The following is a 13,902-nucleotide window of genomic DNA, read 5'->3' on the forward strand; positions in this document are numbered from 1 at the left end:
CGATCAGTTCACAGCTTTGGCGTCAACCACATCGGTTTCGATGGGCTGACTGCTGACGCTGGAGATCTCAATCCGGCGCGGTTTCAGCGCCTCGGGGATCTCGCGGGTCAGGTCGATGTGCAGCATGCCATCCGCATGGCTGGCACCGGTCACGCGCACATGCTCTGCGAGGTGAAACCGACGCTCAAAGGCACGGGTCGCGATGCCACGATGCAGATAGGTGCGTTCGTTGTCGTCTTCGGCCTTGCGGGCGGCCACGACAAGGGCGTTTTCCTTGACATCGACGCTCAGGTCACTGTCCGCGAATCCGGCGACAGCAATCGAGATCCGATAGGAATCGTCGGCGGTCTTTTCGATGTTATAGGGAGGGTAGCTGGATTGGCCGACATCGTTGGTCATGACGCGATCCATAAGATCGGCGATTTGGTCAAAACCCACGGTGGCGCGGTGCAGCGGTGCAAAATCAAAGTTACGCATGGTCGTTATCCTCATTCATAGAGCGATTTCCGAAAGCCCTCCATTATGGACGGGCCTGATTGCTTGTCGAAACCCGGTACGGCGTCTCGACCTGATTGATGTGGGGAGCGAAAAACGAGGTTTCAAGCCCCTCAGTTCCGGATAAATTTCGCGCCGGTAGACTGGTTTCTGTCACCGACCGACAGCCGCTTGATCTGGTCAGGGACCGGGCGCGGTGCATTGCGCAGTTGCAACTTGAGGCGGGCGACATTGGCGGGCAGGGATGGGCCAAGGGCCACCGGGCGCCCATCAAGGGAACCAGCGCCCGAAATGACTGAAACAATGCGGCCGCGCGAACCGACCTTTGCAAAGACCGGCGCGCCAGATGAACCAAAGGTCACATCACAGTCAAAAGCCATCAAGTCTTCTTCGGCGGCAAGGATGTTGCAATGCCGTTGCCGCGACAGTGCCTCAGATCGACCCTGTCCATAGGACGTGACGCTTACCGCGCTGCCAACTTCTTGGCCAGAGTGAAGGATAAACGGGTCTGCATCGCTGCTGACAATCGGTTCTGTCAGCCGCAGCAGCGCAACATCGTGGCGCACCATATCAAGGCTTAGTGGAACACCGGGAACGAATTGTTCAGCTGCTGCGATCTGTGAAACGGCGCGCTCGGCGATGGACGTTCCGTCGCGCAGACCTGCGCGAAACGTCAGCGTCTGCGGGTCGTGCAACAGATTGGTTTTCTTGTCATAAACGCAATGGGCCGCTGTAAGAACGAGGTCCGGCGCAATCAGTGTGCCGCTGCAATACCCACGCCCCCTAATGTCGAGCCGACCGACAGCTTCCCATCCCAAAAGATCATCTCTGTCGCTTAAACGCGCCAACCTCGTCGACTGTGCTGCGGCAAGAGTTGGTATAAGGATCAGGCTCAACAGGGCCAACAAGACCGGGTAACGGATGACTTGTTTCATGGCTTGATGAACTTGGCACCCGTATCGCGCCTCGCGCCGCCCGCGGTGATGCGGTTGGTTCTTGGTGCGGTGGGCACCGCAAATCCGTCGCCATTTTCAAGCTGCGATTTCAGGTGCGCGAGAGGTTCTGTCAGATCGGTTCCCAAGGCGACGCGTCGCCCTTGCACCTCGGCTTTTGCGGAAACTACCGAGACGATACGTGGCGCATCGCCGGAAAAGGAAAAGATCGGTGCCCCCGAGGAACCATGGTCAACATCACAGGACATGATCAGCATCCCTTCCTGCCGGGCCATCACCTTGCATACTTCTTGCAACGACGGCGCATTGGCCCGGTCTTTGGCATATGAGACCACGCCAACCTCGTCGCCACGGCGCGGTTGGTCGGATGTTTCAAATGGCACCACGGTTGTATTGCGGATCGGCTGTTGCAGTTCCAGCAGGGCCAAATCGTTCCGGACCCGTGTTGAGGTCACGTCCTGATCATAGATGTAATCAGGATGCACGACGGCACGGCGAACCTGCCGATAGGCGGATGCGCGGCCATTGCGCCATCCGGCGAGAAATTCGAACGATCCCGGATCGATCCGTGTCTTTGTTGGACTGTCAAACAAGCAGTGGGCCGCCGTCAGGACCAGATTGGGTGCAATCAGCGCCCCGGTACAGAAGCCAGCCCCGTTGATGTCGAGCCGACCGACCGCATCCCATTGGCGGCCGGAATCGGTTGTTTCGAGCCGCTCGAGCACGGCGTCTTGCGCCGAAGCCGCAAAAGGGATCAGCACAAATACGAGACAGGTTAGCCAGTGGCGCACCGAACCACCTCCACAAGGTACCAAGGCAATGAGTAGCCCAGTGTTGCGGCGAAACTTGGGCACCCGCAAGTATTACCTGAGGATCGGCACAGGTGTTTCTGTTCCGTGATCCGCGCTCAGGGCGGGAGGTTGCGGCCCACCTGTCGCCCAATCCAAGAGCTCAACCGTGTGCACGATGGGAACGCCCGCACCAGTCCCAAGCTGCATCATGCAGCCGATGTTGCCCGCAGCGATGATATCCGGCGACTTGGCCTTGAGTGTGCGCAGCTTGCGGGCCTTGAGTTCGGCGGAAATCTTGGGTTGCATCAGGTTGTAGGTACCGGCCGATCCACAACACAGATGGCTGTCAGCGGGTTCAACCACTGTGAACCCGGCGTGTTTCAACAGGGTTTTGGGGTATGTCTTGATCTGCTGGCCATGTTGTAGCGAACAGGCGGCGTGATAGGCGACAACCGTATCCTTTGGCGCAGCTTCGGGGATGTCGAGCCGAGTGAGAATCTCGCTCACGTCCATCGCCATCTCTGACACCCTTGCTGCATCTGCGGCGAGGGGATCGTTACGGAACATATGTCCGTAATCCTTGACCGTCGTGCCACAGCCGGAGGTGTTGATGATGATGGCGTCCAGCCCTTCGCCGTCCATTTCCGCAACCCAGGCGCGGATGTTCCTGGCCGCCGACGCGTGGCTTTCATCGGTCTTGCCCATGTGATGGGTCAACGCTCCACAGCATCCGGCCCCGCGTGCCACGACCACTTCGCAGCCAAACCGGCGCAGGATGCGGATCGTAGCATCATTGATATCTGTGTTTAGCGCCTTTTGCGCACAGCCCGTCATCAGTGCCACGCGCATCCTTTTGGGACTGACAGGGGCAAAGCTCTGGGGGTCGTCATTCAGGCTTACCGGCGGAATGGTCTTTGGTGCCATTGCGATCATCGCACGCAGCCGCGCATCAGGCATCAGCCGTGCAAAGGGGCGCCCGATCTTGGCCCCTAACAAGGCAAGACGGAACCGCGTCGGATAGGGCAGAATGCGGGCCAGTATCCAGCGCAGTGCACGGTCACTGAACGGGCGCTTGTAATTGTCCTCGATATAGGCGCGGGCATGGTCGACAAGGTGCATGTAATGTACGCCGGACGGGCAGGTCGTCATGCAGGCCAGACAACTCAGACACCGGTCGATGTGCAGAACGGTGCGCTCATCCGGGACGCGTTCGTTTTCGAGCATGTCCTTGATTTGGTAGATACGGCCGCGCGGGCTGTCGAGTTCGTCGCCAAGAACCTGATAGGTCGGACAGGTCGCGGTGCAGAACCCGCAATGCACGCAGGATCGCAGGATTTCATTGCTGCGCTTGATTGCCGGGTCATTCAGCTGTTCCGGGGTAAATATCGTCTGCATGGCTCAGGTTCTCCCCATCAGGCCCGGATTGAAAATTCCACGGGGATCAAACCGGGCGCGCAGGCCTGCGCTGATTGCCTCAAGCGGTGCGGGCTGGGGATGAAACATGCCAAGTTCCGCGCGGGTTGCGGCGTCGGCCCGGATTAACGTGGCGTGGCCATCCACCTCGCCGATGCCCGCGCGCAGATTGGAGCCTGCAGGCACACGCGCCCAGATCAATCCGCCGCCCCAGTCCAAAAGCAGCGCATCGGCGTTCAGCCTGTCAGCGATCGCCGGTGCATCCGATGGTTTTACCGACAGCCGCCAGACGTCGCCCGGCTCACCTGCAAACATTTCTACATCGCGTATCGACCTCCACAGGGCCGCAGAGTCCTCGGCGCTTTCGATGGTTTCGACCGTGCCAAATCGGTCAAGCAAATCGGTCAACCGGCCAATGCGATAGGCTACGGAGTCGGTAAACCCTTCGACCCGGATCAACACCTTGTCCTTGGACGCATCATACGCCGCGCCTGACACTTCGAAGGGCGAGCCGAGGGCCGTAGACATGGCGCGAACGGCCTGCGTGGTTCCAACGCCACTGATGTTCAGTGTGCACACTGTCTCTGCGCGCGGCAAAACCTTGAGGGAAACCTGCGTAAACACACCCAACGTCCCCCAACTGCCTGCCATCAGCTTGACCAGATCATAGCCGGTGACGTTCTTCATCACGCGACCGCCATTCTTGATGACGGTTCCGGTGCCATCAACATAACGCACGCCCAGCAAAAAATCGCGGCAAGCTCCGGCCTGTATCCGACGCGGCCCCGAGATATTTCCCGCAACCACTCCGCCAATTGTCGGTTCTCCTGCAGTCCCAAGCAATGATCGATGGTCCATCGGTTCAAATGCCAGACGCTGGTTTTCCGTGGCCAGCAGGCGATCAATCTCGGCAACCGGTGTGCCCGCTGCAACGACAAGGGTCAATGCGCCCGGCTCGTACAGCTCTACCCCGCTCAGACCAGCGGTGCTCACCACATCTCCGGATAGACGCACACCGCGCGTGCCGCCGCCCTGAATCGCCAGCGGTTCGTTCGCGGCACCAATCACCCCGGCCAGTTCGGCCTCGGTTTCAACAGTTCTCATATTGCTCTTGCCTCAATCGTTCCGAGGGGAATTGCCACGCAGCAGCTGTATCATGCCGCGATATCCGAGGATCGCCGTGCTTCGGATGCGGACAGTGGAAACACCTTGGCCGGGTTCAACAGCCATGCCGGATCAAACACATCCTTGACGGACATCTGTGCCTCCAGATCCTCGGGCGTGTATTGGTGCAGCATCAGGTCTCGTTTTTCGATGCCAACACCGTGTTCGCCTGTCAGACAACCGCCAACATCGACGCAAAGCTTCAGGATTTCTGCACCAAGCGCCTCGCAGCGTTCAAGATCTCCGGGTTTGTTGGCATCAAACAGGATCAGAGGGTGCATGTTGCCATCGCCCGCATGGAATACGTTGCCGACCTCAAGGCCGACCTCCTTGGCCAATTCGCCGATGCGGCGCAGCACTTCGGGCAGCGCAGACACAGGGATCGTCCCGTCCAGACACATGTAATCATTGATCTGCCCGATCGCGCCAAACGCGCTTTTGCGTCCCAACCAGATGCGCGCGCTTTCCTCGGGCGACTTGCTTTCACGCAGTTCGACCGGATTGTGCCTGCGTGCGATCTTGATGATCTTGGCAAGCTGTGCGTCGATCTCGGCGTCGGACCCTTCGACTTCGACGATCAACAAGGCTTCGCAATCCGGGTACCCGGCATTTGCAAAGGCGTCGCTTGTCCGGATGCAGAGGCGATCCATGAACTCGATCGCGACGGGCAAGACGCCAGCCTTGATAATATCGCTTACGCAGGCTCCGGCAACTTCGTTGTCGTCAAATCCCATCAGAACCGGACGCGCGCCTTCGGGCTTGCGCAGAATGCGCAGAGTCGCCTCGGTGACCACGCCAAGCTGGCCTTCGGACCCGCAGACCAACCCCAATAGATCGAGGCCCGCCGCGTCGAGGTGTCCGCCGCCGATTTCGACCACTGTCCCGTCCATCATCACCATCGTCACGCCGAGCAGGTTGTTTGTGGTGACGCCGTATTTCAGGCAATGTGCCCCGCCGGAATTCATTGCGATGTTGCCGGCAATCGCGCAGGCAAGCTGGCTGGATGGGTCGGGGGCGTAAAAGAAATCCTCTTCTTCGACCGCGCCGGTGACCGACAGGTTGGTGCGACCGGACTGCACCCGGATGATGCGGTTGTCATAGTCGGTTTCCAGCACGTCATTCATCCGGGCAACGCCCAGAATCACACAATCTGCAGTGGGCAGTGACCCGCCCGCAAGCGACGTACCTGCACCACGGGGCACAACCGGAATACCCTCCTGATGGCAGATGCGAAGCACGTCTGACACTTCCTGCGTGGTCGCGGGCAATACGGCCAACATCGGCGGGCAGCGATACGCGGTCAGCGCGTCACATTCATAGGCGCGCGTTTCGGCAAGTTCGTGGATGAGCGCGTCATCCGGCAGCACTTTTGACAGCCGTTCGATCAGCCGGGTCTTGCGCGCCAGAACGGCTGGGTTGGGTGCAGGCATTTCCATACGGCTCTCCATTTTGGTAAAAAGATATTACCAATTTTAGAGTCTGGCAAGTGATTTAGAAGCGTCTTACTGTCGCGAAATGACCGCCGCACAGACATTTGACCTGTTTTCACCGCTCGATATTGCTGCCCTTGTATGGCTGTTGCTCGGTGCGCTGTGGATTGGGTGGCGGATCGAATCCCCTCCCAAAGAGCAGCCTTCGGTCTCGCTTCTCATGGTGGACTTTCGGCGCGATTGGATGCGTAACATGGTGTCGCGCGAACCGCGTGTCTTTGATGCACAGCTGATCGGTAACTTGCGGCAGGGAACCGCATTTTTCGCCTCGGCCTCGATGATCGCAATCGGCGGAACGCTAGCCCTGATGGGAAACACCGAACAGCTTGCCGGGTTGGTCACGGACCTGACGCAAGGCAATGCACCGTCGATCGTCTGGGAGGTCAAGGTATTATTGGTGCTGGTGTTACTTGCGAATGCGTTTCTCAAGTTTGTCTGGTCGCATCGCTTGTTCGGCTATTGCGCTGTTCTGATGGCGTCGGTGCCCAATGACCCAGAAGACCCGCGCGCATATCCGCGCGCCGAACAGGCGGCCGAGGTCAATATCACCGCTGCGCGCAGCTATAATCGCGCTATGCGCTCGGTCTATTTTGCGCTGGCGGCTGTGGCATGGCTCTTGGGGCCAGCCGCACTCATGGTTAGCGTAGTTTTGACCACAGCAGTGTTGTATCGGCGCGAATTCGCGTCCGAGTCACGGGCATCTCTGATGCGTATTCCATCGGACGCAGGGTCGCAGTCAGCGGTTTAGCGTCAAAACACTAAGTTGCTTGTGGTTACTGGGACTTTTGGCTCTTTGACAGGATCACGTCGGGAACAACCAGTGCTTCGATCAATTCCTTGCACAATCCATCGCATTCGGTGCACCCGATGCAGGGGCCGTTCAACTTGGAAATTTCTGAGGTCAGTGCTGCGGTGCGCGGCGCTTCGGCAATATGGCGACTGATAAACATAGACAACTCCAATACAGGTATCGTTCGGGAAACTATCCCGGTTGTGAGGCGAAAATATGTCGCCCGTGATTCTGAGCCTATCATGACTCGTCGAATCGGCAAAAGTCTTAGATTCCAGACCCTACTTGATGCGGATGGCCGGGTTCAGCATGCGCTCGTGCTGAGAATTTTTGGCGCTTGTCAGTTAGGCAAAAGGAACAGCGTGATTGCCGGGAACATCACCAGGATCACCACGCGCACGAGGTCGGAGCCGACAAAGAACATCACTGCCTTATAGGTTTCGACCATCGGCGTCTTGCGATCCATCGCGTTGATGATGAACAGGTTCATGCCAACCGGAGGTGTGATCAGACCGACCTCGACAACGATCAGAACAAGGATACCAAACCAGATCGCCACATGCTCGGCGCTCATCCCGAAATCAAGGGCGCTGATCACCGGAAAGAAGATCGGGATCGTCAGTAGGATCATCGACAGGCTGTCCATCAGACAACCGAACAGCAGGTAGAACACAAGGATCAACGACAGCACCATCCAGGGGCTTAGCCCTTGGCTGACGACGAAATTCGACAGTTCCTGCGGCACCTGTGTCAGTGCGAGAAAGCCATTGTAGAACCCCGCACCGAGCACAATGAAAAACACCATCGCGGTTGAACGCGCCGTAACATAAAAGCTCTCGATCAGGGTCGAGAAAGTCAGACCGCCATTCAGAAACGCGATCAGCCCGGTGCCAGCGGCCCCGACAGCGGCGCCTTCGGTTGGGGTGAACCATCCGAGATAGATGCCACCCACCACAAGACCAAAGACCAGCAGGACAGGCCAGACCCGCAACAGCGCGGCAAAGCGTTCGCTGTAGGGAACCGGGGGGCGCGTTCCGGCTGAATCGGGGTAGAGGCGCACATAAATCGAGATCGCAATGACATAGCCAAGCGCCGCCAGCAGCCCCGGAATGAATGCGGCGAGGAACAGTTTGGCGATGTTCTGTTCGGTCAGAATGGCATAGATCACCAGCACAACCGAGGGCGGGATCAAGATGCCGAGCGTACCGCCAGCGGCCAATGTTGCCGTCGAGAACCCGCCCGCATAGCCGTATTGGCGCAGTTCCGGTAGGGCTACACGGCCCATTGTGGCAGCGGTTGCGAGCGAGCTGCCGCAGATCGCGCCGAACCCTGCACACGCCCCGATGGATGCCATGGCCACACCGCCCTTGCGGTGGCCGAGAAACCCTTCGGCGGCGCGGAACAAGGCGGAGGACATGCCGCCCAACGTCGCGAAATGGCCCATCAAGAGGAACATCGGCACGATGCTGAGCGAGTAACTGGAAAACGTCGTGTAGGTTTCATTCTTGAGGCGCGAAAAGGGCACGTTTGTGCCGTCGGTCACGATCACCAGCCCAACCAGCCCGACGATGAACATGGCGAGGCCAATCGGTACCCGCAGAAAGATCAGGACCATGAGCGCCGGGAATGACGCGATGCCGATTTCAAGGGCGCTCATGCGTCTGCCTCCATGCCGTCCACAATGATGATCCGGCCTGTTAAGAATTCGTATATTCGGACTGCCGCGACATACACTCCGACGATCGCGGACACCACGGCGCCAAAGAGGCTGGCGGCATAGGCCCACCAGATCGGGAATTGTAGGAGAAAGCTGGTTTCGCCATAGCGCATCTTGCTCGCCATCCCGTCATAGAGCTTGACCGCGATAAGGATCAGCACGGCGGCGAACACAGTTTCAGTAACCATGCGAAGAAAGCGGTTCACACGGGCCGAAAACTGGCTGGTGAGAATATCAACCGACGCATGGCCCGCGGTGATCTGGCACAGGGGAATAAACGCAAAGATGGCAAATGCGACACCGGATTCGACCAGTTCGAAATCGCCATTCACCGGGCCGACCCCAATCTCGATCATCCAGTTCGAGAAAGCGGGCAGAAGGCTCTGCATGAAGTCGTTGTGAAAAAATCCGTTCAGCAGCCGTCCGGCAATGGAAACGCAGGTCAGCAAAATCAGGGCGCTCAGGGCGATTCCGCCCAGAACAGCCATAAACCGGGCGAGGCCCATCATTATTTTGTGCATTTTCCTACCCTGTCCATCGCAGACCGGTTCGGGCCGCCGCATATGTCATGCGACGGCCCTGACCAACGGTTGCTGGCTTACTCGGTGTACTGGTTGATCAGTGTCCGGGCTTCGTCGATCAGCGCCTGACCGTCGATCCCTTTGCTGTCCATGTCGGCAACCCATTGTTCATAGATGGGCTGGCTGGCGTCTTTCCATACAGCAGTCTGCTCGGCATCCAGGGTGATGATATTATTCCCCATGTCGACGGCGATCTGACGTGCGGGACCATCGGAATCGGCCTGTGTGCCACCGGCAAAGACCGAGAATTCGAGACCCGAATTGTCGTCGATCACCTTTTTCAGGTCGTCAGGCAGGCTCTCGTACTTGTCCTTGTTCATAGCCAGAACAAAGGTCAGCACATAAAGGGCATTGCCGGTAAACTCGGTATGGTTCTTGACCAGCTCAGGTACCTTGAGCGCCGGTGTCACCTCCCACGGAATGGTGGTCCCGTCGATCACGCCTTTGGACAGGCCTTCGGGGATGGCTGGCACCGGCATGCCGACCGGGGTTGCGCCCAGTTCCGACAGCAACGAATTGATCGAACGCGAGCCGCCACGGATCTTCATGCCGCGCAGGTCATCAGGCGTGGCGACCGGGTCGGAGGTGTGGAACAGGCCAGGGCCATGGACCCATGCGCCGAGGATATGAACCTCCTGAAAATCTGTGTCTTTCCAGTGCTTTTCGAACATTTCCCAATAGGCCCGGCTGGCGGCGCGGGCGTTGGTCATCATGAACGGCAGTTCGAACACTTCGGTGCCGGGGAACCGACCCGGCGTATAGCCGACAACGGTCCAGACGATATCGGCGACACCATCAACAGCCTGATCCATCAACTCGGGTGGACGACCACCAAGCTGCATCGACGGATAGCGGTCGATCTTGATGCGACCATCCGAATCCGCCTCGACCTTGTCGGCCCAGACATCCAGAATCAGCTTTGGCACATTTGCCTGTGCTGGCAGAAACTGGTGCAGTTTAAGCGTGACTTCCTGTGCGATTGCCGATGTCGCAGCGAAACCGGTCGACAATGCGGCCACTGCGGCGGCACTCGCCAAGTTCAGCAGATTTCTCCGACTGATCATATACTCTCTCCCTGAATTTTTCGTATTTTGCTTTTAGGACGGATTTGCCATGAACGGCAACAACAACACCCCACAGCTTATGTGCGAAACGTCCCGCAGTTTGCTGTTTGAGCAACCGAACGTGGGCAAATCCATGGCGGAGCCTGCTTTGTTGCGGATTGCGAAACAGGATCGCCAAGGGAAGAGTGCCTGCGAATGCCGACGTGGTGCAAGTGCTGTTTCACCGTCACATCAAACTGTTTGCCTTTGGATCAGCGATACAGCGTCACTCCAGTGGCGTCAGAGTCAAATGGATCGGATCAAGCCCATCGATGCCACCCTCGATGACATCGCCCGCTACGACCGGGCCGACGCCGGCAGGCGTTCCGGTCAGTATCAGGTCGCCGGGGCGCAGATGATAAAAGCCGGACAGGTGGGCGATGATCTCGTCGAGCTTCCAGATCAGTTCCGTGAGGTTACCATCTTGACGGATTTCGCCATTGACTGACAGATGAATGCGTTGATCCCTGATTGCAGGCAGATCAACCGCTTTGGTCATCGGGGCAAAGACGGCCGAATTCTCGACATCCTTGCCGAGTGACCAAGGGCGTTGCTTGGCTCGCTCGCTGAGTTGAAGATCGCGCCGTGTCATGTCGAGCGCACAACAATAGCCATAGATCGCATCCCGCGCCTGCTCTGGCGTTGCACGGAAGACCGGGGCCGAGATCGCCAGCGCCAGTTCCATTTCGTAGTGATAGTTTTCCGTCCCTGACGGATAGGGAACGCTGGCCCCGCTGAGTACGGCAGAGGCTGGGGACTTGGTGAAGTAAAAGGGCTTTTCGCGGTCCACCTCGATACCCATCTCGGCAGCGTGCGTGGCATAGTTGCGACCGACGCAAAAAATGCGCCCGATCGGATAGGTGGCGGTTTCGCCGCGAATCGGGATGCCGGGCACCGGGGGCAGGGGAAAAAGGCTGTCGCTCATCCGGTCAGGGTCCTTGTACCGCGTATCGTTACCTTGCTGATGCCATGAAACAGGTGCGGTACAATTTTTCAAGGGCGGCTGCCGGTCGATCTGACTGGCAGCCGCCCGGGCGACTGTGTGCGAGGCCTTGTTTCGGGCGGGGAGGAAAGCCGAAGCCGCGCTGCTACTCTGCCGCCGTGGACTCTGCTGTGGGGATGGCCGCGACCCGACAGGCCGAGAACTTGAACTCGGGGATCTTGCCATAGGGATCGAGTTTTGGATTGGTCAGGATGTTGGCGGCCGCCTCGACATAGGCAAACGGCAGGAACACCATGTCGGTGGCGACAGCACGGTCTGCCCGCGCCATGATTTCGATCCGGCCGCGTCGAGTTTCCAGACTTATCATGCCTCCCGGTTCTACGCCCAGCCTGCGCAGGGTTTGCGGATGCAGCGAGGCGTTCGCCTCAGGTTCCGCCCAGTCCAGCACGCTGGCGCGTCGGGTCATTGATCCGGTGTGCCAGTGTTCCAACTGCCGGCCTGTCGTCAGGATCATCGGATAGTCGTCATCTGGCGTTTCCGCCGGGGCAATCACGCTCGCCGGTGTGAAACGAGCGCGGCCATCCGCCCGTGGAAATCCGTCAGCAAAGACGATGGCCTGTCCCGGATCATCCGGCGTCAGGCTGGGATATGTGACGGCTGTCTTTTCCAGTCGCTCCCATGTGATGTTGTCGAGACTCGGCATGTTCAGCGCCATCTCGGCAAAGACTTCGCGCGGGTGTGTGTAGGACCAGTTCAACCCGAGCCGCTGCGCCAAAAGCACGGTGATCCACCAGTCTTCCTTGGCCAGTCCGGGTGGCGGTACAGCGGGGCGACCCATCTGCACCTGCCGGTTGGTGTTCGTCACGGTGCCGGTCTTTTCGGGCCAGGCCGAGGATGGCAGAATGACATCGGCATAGTTTGCCGTCTCGGTCAGAAAGATATCCTGCACCACCAGATGGTCGAGCTTGGCCAAGGCTGCGCGCGCGTGTTCGGCGTCGGGGTCGGACATGGCCGGGTTCTCGCCGAGAACATACATGCCCTTGATTTGGTCGGCATGGATCGCGTCCATGATTTCAACGACGGTCAGGCCTTTCTTGTTCGAAAAATCGTCGGACTCCCAGAGCTCGGTAAAGGCCGAGCGCACGCCGTCATCTTCAACAGACTGATAGTCCGGCAGAAACATCGGGATCAGCCCCGCGTCACTGGCACCCTGCACGTTGTTCTGGCCGCGCAATGGATGCAGACCCGCGCCGGGGCGCCCAACCTGTCCGGTCATCAGCGCCAGAGAAATCAGGCAGCGGGAATTGTCCGTACCGTGGATATGTTGCGAGATTCCCATTCCCCAGAAAATCATCGCCGATTTGGCACCGGCAAAGGTGCGCGCGACGTCCCGAAGCATGTCGGCGTCAATTCCACACAGAGGCGCCATCTTTTCAGGGGTGAAGTCTGCCAGATGCTCCTTCATCGCATCCCAATTCTCGGTGAATCCGGCGATGTATTGTTCGTCATACAGGCGCTCTTCGACGATCACGTTCATGATCGCATTCAGCATCGCGACATCAGTTCCCGGGCGGAATTGCAGCATGTGGGATGCGAACCGCTTTAGTCCGACCCCACGCGGGTCCATGACGATCAGCTTGCCTCCGCGTTGGGCAAACTGCTTGAAGTAGGTGGCCGCGACCGGATGGTTCTCGAGAGGATTGCAGCCAATCATGATGGCCACATCGGCGTTTTCGATCTCGTTGAACGTCGCCGTTACGGCCCCTGAACCGACGTTTTCCAGCAAGGCAGCAACCGAGCTGGCGTGGCACAAGCGGGTACAGTGGTCGACGTTGTTATGACCAAACCCCTGTCGGATCAATTTTTGAAACAGATAGGCCTCTTCGTTGGAACATTTGGCGCTGCCAAAGCCTGCGATCTCAGTTCCCCGCCCCTTAAGGCCGTCGGCGGCAGCACCCAATGCTTCGTCCCACGTGGCCTCGCGGAAATGGGTGAGCGGATTGGCTGGGTCGACATTCAAACCCTTGGCCGGAGCATCGTCGCGCCGGATCAGGGGTTTGGTCAGTCGATGCGGGTGGTGAATGTAGTCAAAGCCGAAACGGCCCTTGACGCAAAGGCGGTTTTCATTGGCCGGACCTTCGACACCATCGACCCAGGCAATCTTGTCGTCACGCACCTTGAATGACAGCTGACATCCGACTCCGCAGAAGGGGCAAATGCTCTCGACCTCGCGGTCAAACTCGGCACTGCTGCCCTGTCCTTCGGCGTCCAGCACTGCTGAGGGCATAAGCGCTCCGGTTGGGCATGCTTGTACGCATTCACCGCAGGCGACGCAGGTTGAGGTGCCCATGGGGTCGGCGAAGTCGAATGTGGGGTAGGCGTCGTGGCCGCGGCCCGCCATGCCGATGACGTCGTTGACCTGAACTTCGCGGCAGGCGCGGACGCAGAGGCCGCATTGGATG

Annotated in this window: 13 protein-coding genes; 1 reads left to right on the plus strand and 12 read right to left on the minus strand. The window is 58.8% G+C overall.

What is annotated here, in order from left to right; genetic code table 11:
- Positions 1–3: 3 nt before the first annotated feature.
- The 6 genes from ABJO75_RS21885 to ABJO75_RS21910 all read right to left on the minus strand — a co-directional run bounded on the left by ABJO75_RS21885 (position 4) and on the right by ABJO75_RS21910 (position 6,252).
- On the minus strand, positions 4–477 hold the full coding sequence (locus ABJO75_RS21885) for an Hsp20 family protein (protein WP_348126555.1): 474 nt from the start codon (positions 475–477) through the stop codon (positions 4–6).
- Positions 478–608: 131 nt separating this feature from the next.
- Entirely contained in the window at positions 609–1,430 is an 822-nt protein-coding gene (locus ABJO75_RS21890) for a trypsin-like peptidase domain-containing protein (protein WP_348126557.1), read from the minus strand.
- A complete protein-coding gene (locus ABJO75_RS21895) occupies positions 1,427–2,239 on the minus strand; it encodes a trypsin-like serine protease (protein ID WP_348126559.1) in 813 nt (270 codons plus the stop codon). The genes ABJO75_RS21890 and ABJO75_RS21895 overlap by 4 nt, the downstream gene beginning before the upstream one ends.
- A gap of 72 nt (positions 2,240–2,311) precedes the next feature.
- The gene (gene glcF, locus ABJO75_RS21900; RefSeq protein ID WP_348126561.1) at positions 2,312–3,634 is read right to left on the minus strand and encodes a glycolate oxidase subunit GlcF; all 1,323 of its coding nucleotides are present in this window, start codon (positions 3,632–3,634) and stop codon (positions 2,312–2,314) included.
- Positions 3,635–3,637: 3 nt separating this feature from the next.
- Positions 3,638–4,756, minus strand: coding sequence for an FAD-binding protein (locus ABJO75_RS21905; protein ID WP_348126562.1), 1,119 nt, complete (start codon positions 4,754–4,756; stop codon positions 3,638–3,640).
- 50 nt (positions 4,757–4,806) lie between these two features.
- A complete protein-coding gene (locus tag ABJO75_RS21910; RefSeq protein ID WP_348126564.1) occupies positions 4,807–6,252 on the minus strand; it encodes an FAD-linked oxidase C-terminal domain-containing protein in 1,446 nt (481 codons plus the stop codon).
- 79 nt (positions 6,253–6,331) lie between these two features.
- On the opposite strand from ABJO75_RS21910, the gene ABJO75_RS21915 reads away from it, so the two are divergent.
- Positions 6,332–7,054, plus strand: a complete 723-nt coding sequence (locus tag ABJO75_RS21915; RefSeq protein ID WP_348126566.1) for a DUF599 domain-containing protein — start codon at positions 6,332–6,334, stop codon at positions 7,052–7,054.
- A gap of 25 nt (positions 7,055–7,079) precedes the next feature.
- Here ABJO75_RS21915 and ABJO75_RS21920 read toward each other — a convergent pair whose 3' ends face one another.
- The 6 genes from ABJO75_RS21920 to fdhF all read right to left on the minus strand — a co-directional run.
- The gene (locus ABJO75_RS21920) at positions 7,080–7,256 is read right to left on the minus strand and encodes a hypothetical protein (protein ID WP_348126568.1); all 177 of its coding nucleotides are present in this window, start codon (positions 7,254–7,256) and stop codon (positions 7,080–7,082) included.
- A 180-nt stretch (positions 7,257–7,436) separates the two neighbouring features.
- Positions 7,437–8,753 carry a TRAP transporter large permease gene (locus ABJO75_RS21925; RefSeq protein WP_348126570.1) on the minus strand — a complete coding sequence of 439 codons (1,317 nt, stop codon included), beginning with the start codon at positions 8,751–8,753 and terminating at the stop codon, positions 7,437–7,439.
- Positions 8,750–9,334: a TRAP transporter small permease gene (locus ABJO75_RS21930; protein ID WP_348126572.1), complete on the minus strand. Its 585-nt coding sequence runs from the start codon at positions 9,332–9,334 to the stop codon at positions 8,750–8,752. The genes ABJO75_RS21925 and ABJO75_RS21930 overlap by 4 nt, the downstream gene beginning before the upstream one ends.
- A gap of 77 nt (positions 9,335–9,411) precedes the next feature.
- Positions 9,412–10,458 (minus strand): TRAP transporter substrate-binding protein, encoded by a 1,047-nt coding sequence (locus tag ABJO75_RS21935; protein ID WP_348126574.1) that lies wholly within the window; start codon positions 10,456–10,458, stop codon positions 9,412–9,414.
- A gap of 265 nt (positions 10,459–10,723) precedes the next feature.
- Positions 10,724–11,422, minus strand: a complete 699-nt coding sequence (locus tag ABJO75_RS21940) for a fumarylacetoacetate hydrolase family protein (RefSeq protein WP_348126576.1) — start codon at positions 11,420–11,422, stop codon at positions 10,724–10,726.
- Between the two features lie 163 nt (positions 11,423–11,585).
- Positions 11,586–13,902: formate dehydrogenase subunit alpha (gene fdhF, locus ABJO75_RS21945; RefSeq protein WP_348126578.1), on the minus strand; the 2,317-nt coding region annotated here is incomplete at its 5' end.

It is taken from the genome of Sedimentitalea sp., assembly GCF_039973035.1.
Lineage (GTDB): Bacteria > Pseudomonadota > Alphaproteobacteria > Rhodobacterales > Rhodobacteraceae > Sedimentitalea.